The organism is Nocardioides deserti (assembly GCF_014266025.1).
Taxonomy (GTDB): domain Bacteria; phylum Actinomycetota; class Actinomycetes; order Propionibacteriales; family Nocardioidaceae; genus Nocardioides; species Nocardioides deserti.
Map to the genome: position 1 here is coordinate 23494 of NZ_JACMYC010000015.1, position 15819 is coordinate 39312.

Consider the following 15819-nt stretch of genomic DNA (forward strand, 5'->3'; position numbering starts at 1 on the left):
TCGGCCGGTCGGCCTGTCGCTGGTGACCGACGTCAGCGGTGACCGACGAGGGTCGGGGTGGCGGTCAGGACGCGGAGGGCGGTGGGCGGCCCGGGAATGGTGACGGTGCCGCTGACGGGGCGCCAGGGTCCGCCGTCGACGCTGAACTCGGCGCTGTACGTGGTGTCGACGCTGGGTGCGACCCGTCCGGCCTTCCGGTAGTCGTGGGTGACGTCGAGAGCCGGGTACGGCGCACCGGGCTCGGTCGTCGTGGTCGTCGTGCCGTCGCCGAAGTGCCAGGTGTAGCCCGTGGCAGTGATGCGCAGGTCGACCCGGCGGCCGAGGAGGGTCACGCTGCGGGTGAGGTCGCCTCGCTCGGTGTAGAAGTTCGTGGCGAAGTTGACCAGCGTGCGCCCGTTGGGTGGCTGGACCTGGAGAGTGGCGCCTGGCAGCGGCAAGCGCCGGAAGGCGTTGGCGACCATTCCCGGCGTGAGCTGCGGTGCGCTGGGCTCCTCGACCTCCGGGACGCACTCGACGTTCCAATTCGTTCCCGCGCAGAACCCCTCGGCGAGAGCCGTGCCGACGTCGACCTGGGCGCCGAGGCTCACCGTCTGAGCTGCGTCCGAATCAGAACCGCCAGTCTGCGCCGACGGAGTCGTCGTCTCGATGTTGGTCCACAAACCGCCGGTAGTGGTCCCGACCTCGACTGGGCCCGAAGGTTCGTCGGCCACGGCCGTGGCACTCGCTGATATCGATAGCAGGAGTGCGCCGGCTGAGACGAGCGCCGTGCGCCGCTTATTCATCGCAACTTCAGTTCTCTGACTCGCCACCCGGCAGCGTCCTGTTGAAGCGCCATGGCGACGGTCTGGATGCTCGGAGCGACGGTCTTGACCGTCTCACCTGATGCGTCCAGCCACCGCTCGCGGGCGGTGCGGACCCTTACCTCCCATACGTTGTCGTCATCGCCCAGGTCAGGCTCGGCGGACAGCACCGTCCAGTCTCCGTCGACGATGCGACCGCCGTTCTTGTAGGCGGCGCGAAGGTTCTTCGCCAGGGTCTTGCAATTCGTGCAGGACTCGTCGGCCAGGACCATGAATCCGGCCGGATCACCCGTGGAGATCGCCTCGGTGAAGGCTGCATAGAACAAGTCGATGAACGCGACCTCGTCGTCCGGCATGTCGTCGTTGGCCGCGCTAGCGGACGCCGACGGCGAGGCGACCGCGGACGGGGTCGAGGCCGTCGGCTCCGGAGCGACCTTCGGCTCGGGGTCGTCAGAGGAGCAGGCGGAGAGCGCGAGGGTCGCGACGAGAGCCAGCGCGCTGAGGTTCCGCAGGGGCATGGTGTGGTCCTTCCCGAGACAGCAGCGCCCAGACCGAGGCGCCGTCACGGACGATAACCACGTCCCGCGCCCGGGGACACCGCTCGACGTCATCTTGTGGACAGCGGGCGGGCGCAGGAGACGACCTGCGTCACGGCGGCCTCAGCAGTCCCAGAGACCCCGTCGACAATCGAGCAATTGCGCGGCTGCAGCGGGTCGGACGGCCGGGCAGGCGCTGAAACCGCGCAATTGAACGATCGTTGCCGCCCCCGACCCGGGCCTCAGCCGGCGAACCAGCCGACGACAGCTTCAGAACAGCTGCAGCACCCGCATGCCGGCGAAGACGACGGGCAACCCGAAGACGACGAGCATCACCCAGGCGGTGATCCGGTGCCGCCGCTGGGTGGGGTCCAGCCGGGCGGCGAAGTCGAGGATCGCGCCGTCGGGGACGTGGGCGGTGAGGCCCATCCGCCGGGCGTCGGGCGGGAGGTGCATGCCGGCGTACCAGATCGGCTCGGTGTCGTCGTCGTGGTCGTCGGGATCCTCGACGGGATCACACGGGTCGACGGGAACACTCGGCACGCCACAGACGCTACGCCGGTGCAGCACAACTCGCTGGGGCGCGCGCGAGCGCTCCCGTAGCATGGCCAGGCACCCATCGTCGACGAAAGGCCGCCCGGACCGGGCATCCATGACTGACAGCCAGACCTCTTCCACGCGGCACACCGTCGTGGTCCCGAACAGCATCAACATGGTGAGCCTGCTGGGACCGGGCGACGAGCACCTCGGGCTCATCGAGCAGGCCTTCGACGCCGACGTGCACGTCCGCGGCAACCGGATCACGCTGTACGGCGAGCCGGGCGAGGTCGCCCTCGCCGAGCGGCTGCTCGACGAGCTGGTGACGATCCTCCGCACCGGCCAGGGCGTGACCGGCGAGACCGTCGAGCGCGTGCTCGCGATGCTGCGTGCGGAGACCACCGAGCGCCCCGCCGACGTGCTGAGCCTCAACATCCTCAGCAACCGCGGCCGCTCGATCCGCCCGAAGACGCTGAACCAGAAGCGCTACGTCGACTCCATCGACAAGCACACGGTCACGTTCGGCATCGGCCCCGCGGGCACGGGCAAGACCTACCTCGCGATGGCGAAGGCCGTGCAGGCGCTCCAGAGCAAGAACGTCAACCGGATCATCCTGACCCGCCCGGCCGTCGAGGCCGGCGAGCACCTCGGCTTCCTGCCGGGCACGCTCAGCGAGAAGATCGACCCCTACCTGCGCCCGCTCTACGACGCGCTGCACGACATGATCGACCCCGAGTCGATCCCGAAGCTGATGGCCGCCGGCACGATCGAGGTGGCCCCGCTGGCGTACATGCGTGGCCGCACGCTCAACGACTCCTTCATCATCCTCGACGAGGCGCAGAACACCACGCCCGAGCAGATGAAGATGTTCCTGACCCGCCTCGGCTTCGGCTCGAAGATCGTCGTCACCGGCGACATCACCCAGACCGACCTGCCGGGTGGCGTGAAGTCCGGCCTGCGGATCGTCGAGGGGATCCTCGACGGCGTGGAGGACATCTCGTTCAACCGGCTCACCAGCCACGACGTGGTCCGGCACCGCCTGGTCGGCAAGATCGTGGCGGCGTACGACGAGTTCGACGCCGAGCGCGAGCGCGTCAGCGAGCAGCGCGCGGCCAAGGACGCGAGCCGGTGAGCATCGAGGTCCTCGACGAGTCCGGCCACGCGCTGGACGTCCGGTGGCTGGCCGACCTGAGCCGGTTCGTGATGGACCGGATGCGGGTCCACCCGATGGCCGAGCTGTGCATCAAGGCCGTCGACGAGGCGACCATCGCCGAGCTCAACGAGCAGTGGATGGAGAAGGAGGGGCCGACCGACGTCCTCGCCTTCCCGATGGACGAGCTGCGCCCCGGCCTGGTCGACGAGGAGCCCGAGGAGGGCGTGCTCGGCGACCTGGTGCTGTGCCCCGAGATCGCGGCGAAGCAGGGTGAGACCGCGGGGCACGGCAAGGACGCGGAGATCGAGCTGCTGACCGTGCACGGGATCCTCCACCTGCTCGGCTACGACCACGCCGAGCCGGAGGAGCACAAGGAGATGTTCGGCCTGCAGGACGAGATCCTGAAGGAGTGGCGCACCCGGTGACCGCCGGGGACGTGGGGCTGCTGGTCACGGCAGCCGCACTCGTCGTGCTCGCGGGCCTCTTCAGCGCCGTCGACGCGGGCATCAGCGCCTTCTCGCGCGCCCGCGCCGAGGAGCTCGTGGGGGAGGAGCGCGCCGGCGCCAAGAAGCTGGTCGCGCTGCTCGACGACCCCGTCCGCTTCCTCAACACCGCGCTGTTCCTGCGCCTGCTGTGTGAGGTCGCGGCGATCGTGCTGGTCACCCTGCACATCGACGAGGCCGTCGACGGCGCCTGGTGGGCCAGCGTGCTGCTGACCATCGGGATCATGCTGGTGGTCAGCTTCGTCGTCATCGGCGTCGCTCCGCGCACGCTCGGCCGCCAGCACTCCGAGACCGTCGCGCTCTACTCAGCCGGCCCGCTCATGGCGCTGAGCAAGGTGCTCGGCCCGCTGCCGCGGCTGCTCATCGTCGTCGGCAACGCGCTGACGCCGGGCAAGGGCTTCCGCGAGGGCCCGTTCTCCACCGAGACCGAGCTGCGCGAGCTCGTCGACCTCGCCGAGGCCTCCGCCGTCATCGAGTCCGGCGAGCGGCGGATGATCCACTCCGTCTTCGAGCTCGGCGACACCACCGCGCGCGAGGTGATGGTCCCGCGCAACGACGTGGTCTACGTCGAGCGGCACAAGAACCTCCGGCAGACGATGTCCCTCTTCCTGCGCTCCGGCTTCTCCCGGGTGCCGGTGATCGAGGACAACCTCGACACGATCGTCGGCTTCGCCTACCTCAAGGACGTCGTCCGGCGGGACTTCGAGGCGCCCGAGGTCGAGCTGACCCAGCACATCGACGAGGTGATGCGCCCGGCGACGTACGTGCCGGAGTCCAAGCCCGTCGACGCGCTGCTCTCGGAGATGCAGGCCAACCGCCAGCACATCGCGGTCGTCGTCGACGAGTACGGCGGCACCGCCGGCATCATCACCATCGAGGACCTGCTCGAGGAGATCGTCGGCGAGATCACCGACGAGTACGACGAGGAGCAGGTCGAGACCGAGCGGCTCGAGGACGAGGACGGGCAGCCGGAGGGCTGGCGGGTCTCCTCCCGCTACCCGGTCGACGACCTCGAGGAGCTCTTCGGCTTCGACGTCGAGGAGGAGGACGTCGACAGTGTCGGCGGCCTGATGGCCAAGCACCTGGGCCGCGTGCCGATCCCCGGCTCGGTCGTGGTGGCGCACGGCCTGCGCTTCGAGGCCGAGGGCCCGGCCGGCCGCCGCAACAAGGTCGCCACCGTGCGGATCGTCCCGGTGGTCGCCGACGACCCCGACACCATCCAGGAGGACGAGTGACCACCACCGAGAACGGCCCGGGGCTCAGCGCCGAGGACCGCAAGCTGGTCACCCTCGCCCGCGCCACGCGTGCCCGCACCCGGGCCGCGGAGGGCGCGGCGGTGCGCGACGCCGACGGCCGGACGTACGCCGCCGCGACGGTCGACCTGCCCTCCCTGCAGGTCTCCGCGCTCGGCGTGTGCGTCGCGATGGCGGTCGCGTCCGGGGCGACCGGCCTCGAGGCCGCGGCCGTCCTGACCGAGGCCGACGGGGTGGCCGACACCGATCTGGCCGCGCTCCGCGACGTCGCCGGCGCCGGCATCGTCGTCCATCGTGGCGACCCGCGCGGCACGCTTGTGGCGACCGTCACCACCTGAGGAACCCCCTCCGCACCGCCCACGCGCAGGAGTAACTTGTTGCCCGTGACAACTTCCGGGGCGTGGGAGCGGCACGAGCAGGCGGTGGCTCGGCTGCGGGCGTCGTACGCCGCGATCCCGTCCGGCGCGCCGGTCCGGCTGGCGAAGCAGACCTCGAACCTGTTCCGCCCGCGCACCGCGACGACCGGTCCGGGGCTGGACGTCAGCGGCCTGACCGGCGTCATCGAGGTCGACCCGGTCGGGCGGACCGCGCAGGTGCAGGGCATGTGCACCTACGAGGACCTCGTCGACGCGACGCTGCCGCACGGCCTGATGCCCTACGTCGTCCCGCAGCTGCGGACGATCACGCTCGGTGGCGCGGTTACGGGCCTGGGCATCGAGTCGACCAGCTTCCGCAACGGCCTGCCGCACGAGTCGGTGCTGGAGATGGACGTCTTCACCGGCGCCGGCGAGGTCGTGACGACCCGGCCCGGCCCCGATGGTCAGCACAGCACGCTCTTCGACGCGTTCCCGAACTCCTACGGCTCGCTCGGCTACGCCACGCGGCTCGAGATCAGCCTCGAGCAGGTGCCGTCGTACGTCGCGCTGCGCCACGTCCGTGTCGAGCCGGAGCTGCTGGCGAGGACGATCGAGGGGATCGTCGCGACCGGTGAGCTCGACGGCGTCCGGGTCGACGGGCTCGACGGCACGGCGTTCGCGCTGGACGAGGTCTACCTGACCCTGGCGACCTGGCAGGACGAGCCGGGCCCGACCAGCGACTACACCGGTCAGGACATCTACTACCGGAGCATCCGGCAGCGGGCGACCGACCTGCTGACCACCTACGACTACCTGTGGCGCTGGGACACCGACTGGTTCTGGTGCTCGGGTGCGTTCGGCGCGCAGCACCCGGTCGCGCGCCGCGTGTGGCCGCGCAGGTGGCGGCGCTCCGACGTCTACCACCGGATGGTCGCCTTCGAGCGCCGCCACGGCATCGTCGACCGGCTGGACCGGCGGGCGGGCCGCCCGCAGCGCGAGCGGGTGATCCAGGACGTCGAGGTGCCGGTCGAGCGGCTGACCGAGTTCCTCGCCTGGTTCGACGAGGCCGTCGGGATGCGGCCGGTGTGGCTGTGCCCGCTGGTCGCGCAGCACGACTGGCCGACGTACCCGCTCGAGCGCGGCGCGACGTACGTCAACGTCGGCTTCTGGGGGACCGTCCCGGTCGGCGACGACGCGCCCGAGGCCCCGCTCAACCGGGCCATCGAGGCGAAGGTCCACGAGCTCGGCGGCCACAAGTCGCTCTACTCCGAGGCCTTCTACGACCGCGGGACCTTCGACCGGCTCTACGCCGGCGAGCACCTCGCGGCCGTCAAGAGCACCTACGACCCCGACGACAGGCTGACGAGCCTCTACGACAAGGTGGTGAGGAGACGGTGAGCTCGATCTCGATCGGCGACGCGGTGGCGTCGCTGCTCCGTGACGGGATGCCGGTGCGGTTCGAGGCGTACGACGGCTCGGCCGCCGGGCCGAGGGACGCCGGCATCCGCCTGGTGCTGACCAACCCGCGCGGGCTGGCCTACATCATGACCGCGCCGGGCGACCTCGGCATGGCGCGCGCCTACGTCTCGGGCGACCTCGAGGTGCACGGCGTGCACCCCGGCGACCCGTACGACGCGATGTCGCTGCTGATGAACCACCTGCGCTTCCGCAAGCCGACCCCCGCCGAGGCGGTCAGGCTGGTGCGCGGGCTGGGTCTCAACCACCTCAAGCCGCCGCCGCCCCCACCGCAGGAGCACCTGCCGCGCTGGCGCCGCGTGGTCGAGGGCGTGCGGCACTCGCTGACCCGCGACGCCGAGGTGATCAGCCACCACTACGACGTCTCCAACACCTTCTACCGCCACGTGCTCGGCCCGTCGATGGCCTACACCTGCGCGGTCTTCCCGAAGGAGTCGGCGTCGCTGGAGGAGGCCCAGGCCGAGAAGTTCGACCTGGTCGCGCGCAAGCTCGACCTCCAGCCGGGGCAGCGCCTGCTCGACGTCGGCTGCGGCTGGGGCGGGATGGTCATCCACGCCGCCAAGGAGTACGGCGTGCGCGCGCTCGGCGTGACGCTCTCCCGCGAGCAGGCGTCGTGGGCCAAGCAGGCCATCGACGAGGCCGGCGTCGGCGACCTGGTCGAGGTGCGGCACTCCGACTACCGCGACGTCCCCGAGACCGGGTTCGACGCGATCAGCTCCATCGGGCTGACCGAGCACATCGGGGTGCGCAACTACCCTGCGTACTTCGGCTTCCTGCGCGACCACCTGAAGCCCGAGGGACGCCTGCTCAACCACTGCATCACCCGGCCGCACAACCGCCCGGAGTCGACGGGCGCGTTCATCGACCGCTACGTCTTCCCCGACGGCGAGCTGACCGGCTCCGGCACGATCATCACCGCGGCGCAGGACGTCGGCCTCGAGGTCATGCACGAGGAGAACCTGCGCCTCCACTACGCCATGACGCTGCGCGAGTGGTGCGCCAACCTGGTGGAGAACTGGGACGCCTGCGTCGCCGAGGTCGGCGAGGGCACCGCGCGGGTGTGGGGCCTCTACATGGCCGGGTCGCGGCTGGCGTTCGAGCGCAACGAGATCCAGCTGCACCAGGTGCTGGCGGTCAACACCACCGAGGACGGCCGCGACGGATTCCCGCTGCGTCCGACGTGGTGACTAGCCTGACCCGGTGAGCACCCGGGCCCAGCAGCACACCGCCGAGGTCGTCGGCCGGACCCAGGTCTCCGACCACCTCGTGCGGCTCGTGCTCGGCGGCCCGGGCCTCGCGGACTTCACCTCGACCGGCGTGCCGGACGAGTGGGTGGGCCTGGTCGTGCCCGGCCAGTTCCAGAGTCGGTACTACACGGTGCGCTCCTGGGACCCGGCTTCCGGTGCGGGTGGCGAGCTCGTCCTCGACGTCGTGGTCCACGACGTCGGCCTGGTCACCGAGTGGGCCCGCCGCGACGTGGTGGGGAAGACCGTCATCGTGACCGAGCCGAAGGGCTCCTTCGCGATGCCCGACGACGCGGCCTGGCTGCTGCTCGTCGGCGACCTCACCGCGCTGCCGGCGATGGCCCGGATCCGCGAGACCGTCGACGTCCCGACCCGCGTCTGGGCGGAGGTGCCGGCCGACGACGAGCTCGCCGGCTACCTGCCCGCCGGCGCGGACGTCACCTGGCTCGACCAGCCCGGCGACGGCGAGAGCCGGCTCGCCGAGGCCGTCGAGGCGATCGACTGGCCCGAGGGCGAGGGCTACTTCTGGATGGCCGGCGAGTCCGCGCAGATGCGCGCGGTCCGCAAGCACCTCATGCGGGTCCGGCAGCTGCCGAGCACGGCGTACGACGTCATGGGCTACTGGCGAGCCAACGCGAAGCGGCAGCCCCGGTCTGTCGACCCCGGGCCGGTGTGGCGCGCCGGCAAGGCGGCCGGCAAGAGCGACGACCAGATCTGGGCCGACTACGACTCAGCAGCATCCGACCCAGCATCCGACGGACAGGCCTGACATGAGCGACACCACCCCCAGCACTTCCGGATCGACCGAGCACCGCAGCGGCTTCGCCTCGTTCGTCGGCCGGCCGAACGCCGGCAAGTCGACGCTGACCAACGCGCTGGTGGGCCAGAAGGTCGTCATCACCAGCTCCAAGCCGCAGACCACCCGCACCGTCGTGCGCGGCATCGTGCACCGCCCCGACGCGCAGCTGGTGCTCGTCGACACCCCCGGCCTGCACCGCCCGCGCACGCTGCTCGGCGAGCGGCTCAACGACCTCGTCAAGACCACGCTCGCCGAGGTCGACGTGGTCGCAGCGTGCTTCCCGGCGAACGAGAAGATCGGCCCCGGCGACCGGTTCATCGTCAACGAGATGGCGAAGGTCAAGCGCACCACGAAGGTCGCCATCGCCACCAAGACCGATCTCGCGACGCCCGAGCAGGTCGGCCAGCACCTGCTCGACATCCAGGCGTTGGGCGCCGAGACCGGCACCGACTGGGCCGAGATCGTGCCGGTCTCCGCGCAGGCCGGCGACCAGGTCGAGCTCCTCGCCGACCTCCTCATCGGCCTGCTGCCGGCCGGACCGCAGCTGTACCCCGACGGCGACCTCAGCGACGCCCCCGAGGAGATCCTGGTCGCAGAGCTGATCCGCGAGGCCGCGCTCGAGGACGTCCGCGACGAGCTCCCGCACTCCATCGCGGTCGTCGTCGAGGAGATGAACCTCCGCGAGGACCGCCCCGAGGACAAGCCGCTGCTCGACATCCACGCCAACGTGTACGTCGAGCGCGACTCCCAGAAGGGCATCATCATCGGCCACAAGGGCTCGCGGCTGCGCAAGATCGGCACCGACGCCCGCAAGCAGATCGAGGCCCTCCTGGGCACCCCGGTCTATCTCGACCTCCACGTCAAGATCGCCAAGGACTGGCAGCGCGACCCGCGTCAGCTGCGCAAGCTCGGCTTCTAGTCAGGAGCCCAGCAGCGGCCGAAGGTCGTGCCGGAGCGCCACTGGTCGGCGCTGGGCCACTCGTAGCCCCACTCGAAGCTGAGCGGGTCGTCGGCGGCGTCGCGGCCGGCGTCCTCGCACGGGTCCTGGCCGGCGTCGCGCACGGCCGCCTCGCCGGGGTAGCGGCCCGAGCCGAGGTCGACGACGGCGACCGCGCGCCAGGTGTGGTCCGCGGAGCACGGGACCCGGCGGAAGCCCGGGGCGTCGGGGCCGGCGGTGCCGCACATCGCCCAGCGGCGGGCGGCTTCGGGGCGGTCGAGGACGCCGGCCAGTCGCCCGGTGAGCGGCGCGAGCTCCTCGGGTCCGGCCAGCGAGACGACGTCGCAGCGGAACCAGTCGGCCCCGGCGTCGGACTCCTCGACGGTCGGGGTGAACCACACCGATCGCAGCATGCTCAGCCGCTGCGCCTCGCGATCCCCGCCGAGGAACGGCCCGAGCCGCCGCGGGCACTCGTCGGCGACCTGCTGCTGGACCCGGTCGGAGTCGACGGCCAGCAGGTGACCGCCGACGACGGCGTCGAGAGTGCCGACGGCGTACGTCCTCGAGGTATGCCGACCCGAGCACGGCACCGGGTCGGTCGCGGTCGTCGGGGCGACCGCCTCGGCGTAGGTCATCCGGTAGCAGGCGCGGTCCTCCGGCTCGCGCAGCGGCGCGGCCGAGGGGGCGGTAGCGGTGGGGCTGCCCGAGGGGGTGGGCCGGGACGTGGAGGAGGGCTCCGGCTCGGAGACCGAGGAGCAGCCGGCCGCGAGGGCCAGCAGCAGGAGGGCGGCGGCGCGACCGCGCATCAGTCCGGGGTCCGCGCCCAGCACACCGAGCGCCGGTTGCCGGCCTGCCACTCGGCCTCGTGGAACCACGTGAAGCCGAAGTCGTACTCCACCGGGTAGCCCAGCCACGCACCCACCGACTCCGAGCAGAAGTCGCGGGTGGTGACCTCGACGACCCGGTCGCCGGGGTACTCGTCGTCCTGGTCGCCGACCTTGATCGTGGTCACGGCACGCCAGTCGTGCTCCCGCGAGCACGGCACCTTGGTGCCGGCGTCGACCGACGGGCCGACCGCGCAGACCATCCACCGGTCCTGGGGACGCCCGAGCAGCAGCCCCTCGGCGGTCTCGGGGAGCGCGACGTACTCCTCGCTCTCCTCGCCGCCGCCGACGATGTCGCAGCGGTACCACCGTGCGCCGTCCTCCCACGCCTCCTGCGAGGGGCGGAACCACGCCCAGCTCACGACCGTGCGCATGACCAGGCTCTCGTCGGCGCCGAGCAGCTCCTGGAACCGCTTCGAGCAGGTCTGGTAGGCGAACGCGCCGAGCTCCTCGTCGTCGTACGCCGCGTCCCGCAGCTCCTCGGGAAGCTCACCGACCGCGTAGGTCTGCGCGGTGTGCCGCTCGGAGCAGGGGACCGTGCGGGTGGCGTTGGAGGCGCGCGCGACGTCGTCGGGGGTGAGCACCCGGCAGGCGCCCAGCTCGGGGACCTCGACGGCGTCGACCTGGTCGGGATCGGTGTCGCCGCCCTGGGGGTCCGTGCCGCAGCCGACGAGCAGGGCCGTCGCCAGGAGCAACGCGGGCAGGAGACGCACGCGCCGGATGCTACCTGCGGGTCGGCTCGGGCAGCTCGGGTCGGCCCGGGTCAGCTCAGCTCGGCCCGCATCCGGTCGAGGATCCGGCCGATGAGCCGGGAGACCTGCACCTGGCTGACCCCGATGTCCTCGCCGATCTCCGCCTGGCTGCGGTCCTCGAAGAAGCGTAGGTAGACGATGCGCTGGTCGCGCTCGCCCAGGGAGCGGACGATCGGCGCCAGCGCGACTCGGGCGTCGCTCGCGGCGAGTGGGTCCTCCCCGGCCTCGTCCGGCAGCAGGTCGCCCAGGGCGCTGGTGCCCTCGTCGCCGACGGGCTGGTCCAAGGAGCTGGGCGTGAAGGAGCCCCAGGCGCGGCTGGCCTCGTCGTACTCCTCGCGGGTGGTGCCGAGAGCCGCGACCAGCTCGTCCTCGGTGGGCTCACGCCCCAGACTCTGGCCGAGCTCCTCGAGGGTGCGCCCGAGCCGGCCCTGGAGCTCCTGGATCCGGCGGGGCGGCCGGACCATCCACCCGTGGTCGCGGAAGTGCCGGGTGAGCTCGCCGCGGATGGTCGGGACGGCGAAGGTGAGCAGGTCGTGGCCGCGGTCGAGGTCGAAGCGGGCGACCGCCTTGACCAGCCCGACGTACGCCACCTGCACGAGGTCGTCGTCGGCGAGACCACGACCGCGGTAGCGGCGGGCAACGGCCTCGGCGACGCCCCGGTTGACGAGCACGAGCTCGCGGTGCAGATCCTCGCGGAGCGCGTCGCCGTCGGCGGCGCGGAGCCGCTCGAGCAGGTCCTCGGTGCGGGCGGCACGCTCGGCGCGGGGCAGTCGGGTGGCCGGCTGGGTGGCGGTGTGGGCAGACGTCATGGGAACCGTCCCGAGTGGAGGGGTACGCCGCCGAGTGCTCAGCGGGTACGTCCTCCACATAACCCTGTCGGCGACGCTGTGAACCTCACCCTTGCGGGTGGTGGGGGTGCCGACCGGACGGGGACCGCGTGTGTCGGACGCGTTGCCGGGAACCGGCGGCACGGGTCAGGAAGACCTGTGAGGATTGGCCTCTGCTGCGGGTGACCGACGCAGGTAAGTGGGCACAGGAGGGCCATGAACGAGCAGCACCAGCGAAGGGACGCCATGGACGGGTCGTACGACGACACCGACCGGTCGGCTGCCTTCTCCCAGGCGCCGGGCCTCCTCGCGCTGTTCCGGGGTCCGGACCTGCGCCTGGCCGACGTCAACGAGGCCGGCCGGGCGGTGCTCGGTGACCGCACCGTCGACTGCCTCGTTGCCGGCGACGACGGCGGACCCGGTGGTGAGCTGCTCGACCTGGTCCGCTCGGTCCACGAGACCGGAGATGCCCGCTCCGGCGAGCTCGCGCTCGACGACGCCGGGACGTTGACGCTGAGCCTCGCGCCCTGGCGGGACGACGCAGGCGACCTGCTGGGTGTCGTGGTCCAGGCGCTGGCCGGCCCGGCCCGGCGCTCCGCCGCGCCGGCCGCCCCCGCCGCCCCTGCCGCCCCCGCTGCCCCTGCTGCTGAGCCGGCCCGCGACCAGACGCTCGTCGCGCTCCAGGACGCACTCCTGCCGGGCGGCGTCCCCATCCCGCGCGGCATCCGCCTGGCCGCCCGCTACCTGCTCGCCGACGAGGGCGTGGTCGCCGGAGGCGACTGGTTCGACGCGGTCGCGCTCGAGGACGGCCGTCTGGTCCTGGCGGTCGGCGACGTCGTGGGGCACGGCGTCCGGGCGTCGGTCGCGATGGGCGAGCTGCGTGCGCTCTTCGAGGAGCGGGCGCGGCTCGACGGCGACATCGAGGCGGCCCTGGAGCTGCTCGACTCACGCGCCCGTCGGGTGCCGCCCGCGCGCGCTGCCACTGTCTGCGCCGCGGTGCTCGACCCGGAGACCGGCGACCTCGTCTACTGCACCGCCGGGCACCCACCGCCGATGGTGGTCGGCCCGGACGGGGAGACGACGTTCCTGCCGGCGTCCGGCGCGGGGCCGCTGGCCTCCGGCCTGCCGTTCGAACTGGCCGAGCACCGCCTCCAGGAGGGCGACGTGCTCGTCATGTACAGCGACGGCATCGTCGAGCGCCCCGGGCGCACCGTCGCTCAGTGCACCCTGGACCTGGCCGAGGTCGTGCGGGAGGCCGTGCTGGCCGGCCCGGACCTCGAGCGCATCGACGAGCGCGTGCCGGACCGCATCTGCCGCGAGTCCATCGAGCGGCTGGCGGGTGCTACGGGCGTCGCCGACGACGTCACCGTCCTGGCCGCCGAGCTCGTGCAGCCGATGCCGGACCTCGAGCTGACCTACCCGGCCATGCCGGACACCCCGCGCGTGGTCCGCGCGGAGCTGGCCGAGTGGCTCGACGAGCTCCAGGTCGGTCCGCTGGACGAGGTCGCCCTCCAGCACGCGGTCGGCGAGGTCGTCACCAACGCCTGCGAGCACGCCTACCCCGAGTCCACCCGCCGCGCCGACGCGGTCGTCCGGCTGACGGCCCACCTCGATGACGAGGGCGTCGTCGACGTCGTGGTCGCTGACAGCGGCACGTGGCGGACCCCCGGCCGGCCGAGCACGCGCGGCCGCGGACTTGCGATGGCGCGCGGGTTCACCGACGAGTTCGAGCTGCACCACGACGAGCACGGCACGACCGCGCGGCTCCGGCTGCGGCCGACCCGATCGGTCGGCATGCTCACCGCCTCCGGTGCGGCCGCGGCCGGTCGGGAGCCGCTGGTCATCGAGGAGCGTCCGGGCACCCTCGTGCTGACCGGGACCGTCGACCACCGCGCCACCGACGAGCTGCGCCGCCGCCTGGCCCACGCGTCGTACGGCGGGACCGCTGACCTGGTCGTCGACATGACCGGCGTGACGCTGCTGGCCAGCGCCGGTGTGCAGGTGCTCTACGAGGCGATGGCGCCGGCGAACGGGGTCCCGCTCGGGGGTCTGTCCCTGGTGGCTCCGCTCGGCTCGCCGGCGCAGCACGTCCTCGAGATGGTGCGGCTGCCGTACACCACCACCTGAGGCTCCGCTGGAAGGACCCACGCGGCAGTGCATGGGCTACGGTCGAGGGACATCGCGCGACTGCCCTGCGTCACGACCAGCGCTGGCCCCGGTACGTCCCGGTGGCGGTCGGGCGGGGGCTCAAGTCCCAGCTCGGGCTGCCTCTGCACGTCGGTGAGGACGGAGCGTTCGGCAGCCTCAACTTCTACTCGACCAGCTCCGAGGACATCTCGGAGGAGGCGAAGGCCTCGGCCGAGCTGTTCGCCGCCCATGCCGCGATCGCGCTCGGCCATGCGCAGGAGCGGGAGACCCTGAACCAGGCGCTGCGCTCGCGCAAGGTCATCGGGCAGGCGCTCGGCATCCTCATGGAGCGCTACCAGATCGACGAGGACCGTGCTTTCGACTACCTCGTCCGCGCGTCCTCGCACGGCCATCTCAAGCTGCGCGACATCGCCCAGCAGCTGGTCGACGAGCGCAACGGCGGCTGATCGCCGGGCCGACCGGCCCTCGAGCACAGACGACCGCCCCCGCGCAGCAGCGCGGGGGCGGTCGTCGTACGTCGTGGGGGCCGGCGAGCAGCCCGACGCTCAGTGCTGGTGCGGGGCCGCGCTGCGGTCGTCGTCGTCGTAGAAGTCCCGGCTGCCGGACTTCGCCAGACCGCGGCTGACCATGTAGCCGATGGTCAGCAGCGTCACGTAGAACCAGGCCTCCTGGGCGCCGAAGTCGGAGGCGTCCACGACGGCCGACGCGATCAGCACGCCGATCACCGCGGCGACATAGGCGATGAGCTCGGTCGTCTTGACCGACGCCTTCGTCTCGGTGCTGATGCGGCGGGGTGCGGTGCGGTGCTGGTCAGGGGTGTGCGTGGACATGCAGATGCTCCTTCTGGTTGCGTCCGGCCCTCGAGGTCGACGTGCCGGACGGCGTGCGGGGAAAACGCCCGTCGACGAGCGCGACCGTCAGGTGCCCGGGCGCATGGCGTGCTTCCTCCCCCGAAAGGGTGAACATCCGTGCACTGGCCTGAGCAGGGTCTGGTCAGGGGCCCGGTCAGGGGCCCGGTCAGGGGCCCGGTCAGGGCGCGAGCAGCGCCGCGACCGTGGCGCCGAGCTCGTACGCCGCCGCCTGCTCCGGCTCGCCGACGTCGCCCATCACCTCGAGCACGTCCGCGGCTTGACGCCAGGGGAGCGCGCCGACGATGGAGAGCACTGAGCGGACCGCGCCGGTCGTGTCGTACCGGCCGTGCACCCACAGCCCGAACGGTCGCTTGTCGCCGCCCGTCGCGCCGGCGGACCCGTCGGCGGCCAGCGCCCCGCCGGCCTGGAGGAAGATCGTGTCGAAGAAGTGCTTCAACGCGCCGCTCATGTAGCCGAAGTTCGCGGGCGTGCCGAGCACGTAGCCGTCCGCGGCCAGCACGTCCTCGGCCGTCGCCTCGAGCGCGGCGCGGACGACGACGTCCACGCCCTCGATCGCGTCGTCGGAGGCGCCGGCGACAACCGCGTCGGCGAGCGAGCGGACGGTCGTGGTGGGGACGTGGTGGACGACGAGCAGGCGGGCCATGTCCTGAGCCTAGGAACCCCAGCGGGCGAGCGGCGCGGACCGTGGGTTATCGTGGCGGCGTCATGATGCGTCAGCACCTCCTCCTTCGCTGCCGCAGCG

18 protein-coding genes are annotated in these 15819 nt (G+C 72.1%); 10 read left to right on the forward strand and 8 right to left on the reverse strand.

Translation table 11 applies throughout. The features are described from left to right. Positions 1-32 precede the first annotated feature (32 nt). The 3 genes from H7344_RS17150 to H7344_RS17160 all read right to left on the reverse strand — a co-directional run bounded on the left by H7344_RS17150 (position 33) and on the right by H7344_RS17160 (position 1879). Complete coding sequence (locus H7344_RS17150) at positions 33-587, reverse strand: hypothetical protein (protein ID WP_229707204.1); 555 nt, start codon at positions 585-587, stop codon at positions 33-35. Between the two features lie 191 nt (positions 588-778). Then, a complete protein-coding gene (locus H7344_RS17155; protein ID WP_186347221.1) occupies positions 779-1318 on the reverse strand; it encodes a DUF6318 family protein in 540 nt (179 codons plus the stop codon). Positions 1319-1606: 288 nt separating this feature from the next. Next, complete coding sequence (locus tag H7344_RS17160) at positions 1607-1879, reverse strand: hypothetical protein (protein ID WP_186347222.1); 273 nt, start codon at positions 1877-1879, stop codon at positions 1607-1609. A 109-nt stretch (positions 1880-1988) separates the two neighbouring features. Here H7344_RS17160 and H7344_RS17165 point away from each other — a divergent pair, with 109 nt between their 5' ends. The 8 genes from H7344_RS17165 to era are packed head-to-tail and all read left to right on the forward strand — an operon-like array spanning position 1989 to position 9576. Then, complete coding sequence (locus H7344_RS17165; protein ID WP_186347223.1) at positions 1989-3005, forward strand: PhoH family protein; 1017 nt, start codon at positions 1989-1991, stop codon at positions 3003-3005. Then, complete coding sequence (ybeY, locus tag H7344_RS17170; protein WP_166193465.1) at positions 3002-3451, forward strand: rRNA maturation RNase YbeY; 450 nt, start codon at positions 3002-3004, stop codon at positions 3449-3451. Before H7344_RS17165 ends, ybeY begins: the two co-directional genes overlap by 4 nt. Next, positions 3448-4764: a hemolysin family protein gene (locus H7344_RS17175; RefSeq protein ID WP_186347224.1), complete on the forward strand. Its 1317-nt coding sequence runs from the start codon at positions 3448-3450 to the stop codon at positions 4762-4764. The genes ybeY and H7344_RS17175 overlap by 4 nt, the downstream gene beginning before the upstream one ends. Continuing rightward, positions 4761-5120, forward strand: coding sequence for a cytidine deaminase (locus H7344_RS17180; RefSeq protein WP_186347225.1), 360 nt, complete (start codon positions 4761-4763; stop codon positions 5118-5120). Before H7344_RS17175 ends, H7344_RS17180 begins: the two co-directional genes overlap by 4 nt. A gap of 45 nt (positions 5121-5165) precedes the next feature. Then, on the forward strand, positions 5166-6536 hold the full coding sequence (locus H7344_RS17185; protein WP_186347226.1) for an FAD-binding oxidoreductase: 1371 nt from the start codon (positions 5166-5168) through the stop codon (positions 6534-6536). Continuing rightward, positions 6533-7801, forward strand: a complete 1269-nt coding sequence (locus H7344_RS17190) for a class I SAM-dependent methyltransferase (RefSeq protein WP_308423365.1) — start codon at positions 6533-6535, stop codon at positions 7799-7801. The genes H7344_RS17185 and H7344_RS17190 overlap by 4 nt, the downstream gene beginning before the upstream one ends. A 13-nt stretch (positions 7802-7814) precedes the next feature. Further along, a complete protein-coding gene (locus H7344_RS17195; protein WP_186347227.1) occupies positions 7815-8627 on the forward strand; it encodes a siderophore-interacting protein in 813 nt (270 codons plus the stop codon). Between the two features lies 1 nt (position 8628). Continuing rightward, entirely contained in the window at positions 8629-9576 is a 948-nt protein-coding gene (gene era, locus H7344_RS17200; RefSeq protein WP_186347228.1) for a GTPase Era, read from the forward strand. Here the strand turns inward: era and H7344_RS17205 are convergent. The 3 genes from H7344_RS17205 to H7344_RS17215 are packed head-to-tail and all read right to left on the reverse strand — an operon-like array spanning position 9573 to position 12039. Beyond that, positions 9573-10400: a septum formation family protein gene (locus H7344_RS17205; RefSeq protein WP_186347229.1), complete on the reverse strand. Its 828-nt coding sequence runs from the start codon at positions 10398-10400 to the stop codon at positions 9573-9575. The two genes, era and H7344_RS17205, sit on opposite strands and share 4 nt — an antisense overlap. Next, positions 10400-11191 (reverse strand): septum formation family protein, encoded by a 792-nt coding sequence (locus tag H7344_RS17210; protein ID WP_229707205.1) that lies wholly within the window; start codon positions 11189-11191, stop codon positions 10400-10402. Before H7344_RS17210 ends, H7344_RS17205 begins: the two co-directional genes overlap by 1 nt. 50 nt (positions 11192-11241) lie before the next feature. After that, positions 11242-12039, reverse strand: a complete 798-nt coding sequence (locus H7344_RS17215) for a sigma-70 family RNA polymerase sigma factor (RefSeq protein WP_186347230.1) — start codon at positions 12037-12039, stop codon at positions 11242-11244. 234 nt (positions 12040-12273) lie between these two features. On the opposite strand from H7344_RS17215, the gene H7344_RS17220 reads away from it, so the two are divergent. Together H7344_RS17220 and H7344_RS21300 are read left to right on the forward strand one after the other, a co-directional pair. After that, positions 12274-14184 carry a SpoIIE family protein phosphatase gene (locus H7344_RS17220; RefSeq protein WP_186347231.1) on the forward strand — a complete coding sequence of 637 codons (1911 nt, stop codon included), beginning with the start codon at positions 12274-12276 and terminating at the stop codon, positions 14182-14184. Between the two features lie 101 nt (positions 14185-14285). After that, positions 14286-14651, forward strand: a complete 366-nt coding sequence (locus H7344_RS21300) for an ANTAR domain-containing protein (RefSeq protein WP_186347232.1) — start codon at positions 14286-14288, stop codon at positions 14649-14651. 99 nt (positions 14652-14750) lie between these two features. Here the strand turns inward: H7344_RS21300 and H7344_RS17230 are convergent, their stop codons facing one another. Both H7344_RS17230 and H7344_RS17235 read right to left on the reverse strand, forming a co-directional pair. Next, the gene (locus H7344_RS17230; RefSeq protein ID WP_222130811.1) at positions 14751-15035 is read right to left on the reverse strand and encodes a hypothetical protein; all 285 of its coding nucleotides are present in this window, start codon (positions 15033-15035) and stop codon (positions 14751-14753) included. A 199-nt stretch (positions 15036-15234) separates the two neighbouring features. Then, the gene (locus tag H7344_RS17235) at positions 15235-15720 is read right to left on the reverse strand and encodes a flavodoxin family protein (RefSeq protein ID WP_186347233.1); all 486 of its coding nucleotides are present in this window, start codon (positions 15718-15720) and stop codon (positions 15235-15237) included. Positions 15721-15819 lie beyond the last annotated feature (99 nt).

What these genes read in the sequence shown, in the direction of transcription:
- H7344_RS17155 (WP_186347221.1), bottom strand. Translation starts at nt 1,318, where the DNA reads ATGCCCCTGCGGAACCTCAGCGCGCTGGCTCTCGTCGCGACCCTCGCG.
- H7344_RS17165 (WP_186347223.1), top strand. Translation starts at nt 1,989, where the DNA reads ATGACTGACAGCCAGACCTCTTCCACGCGGCACACCGTCGTGGTCCCG.
- era (WP_186347228.1), top strand. Translation starts at nt 8,629, where the DNA reads ATGAGCGACACCACCCCCAGCACTTCCGGATCGACCGAGCACCGCAGC.
- H7344_RS17205 (WP_186347229.1), bottom strand. Translation starts at nt 10,400, where the DNA reads ATGCGCGGTCGCGCCGCCGCCCTCCTGCTGCTGGCCCTCGCGGCCGGC.
- H7344_RS17215 (WP_186347230.1), bottom strand. Translation starts at nt 12,039, where the DNA reads ATGACGTCTGCCCACACCGCCACCCAGCCGGCCACCCGACTGCCCCGC.
- H7344_RS17220 (WP_186347231.1), top strand. Translation starts at nt 12,274, where the DNA reads ATGAACGAGCAGCACCAGCGAAGGGACGCCATGGACGGGTCGTACGAC.
- H7344_RS17230 (WP_222130811.1), bottom strand. Translation starts at nt 15,035, where the DNA reads ATGTCCACGCACACCCCTGACCAGCACCGCACCGCACCCCGCCGCATC.
- H7344_RS17235 (WP_186347233.1), bottom strand. Translation starts at nt 15,720, where the DNA reads ATGGCCCGCCTGCTCGTCGTCCACCACGTCCCCACCACGACCGTCCGC.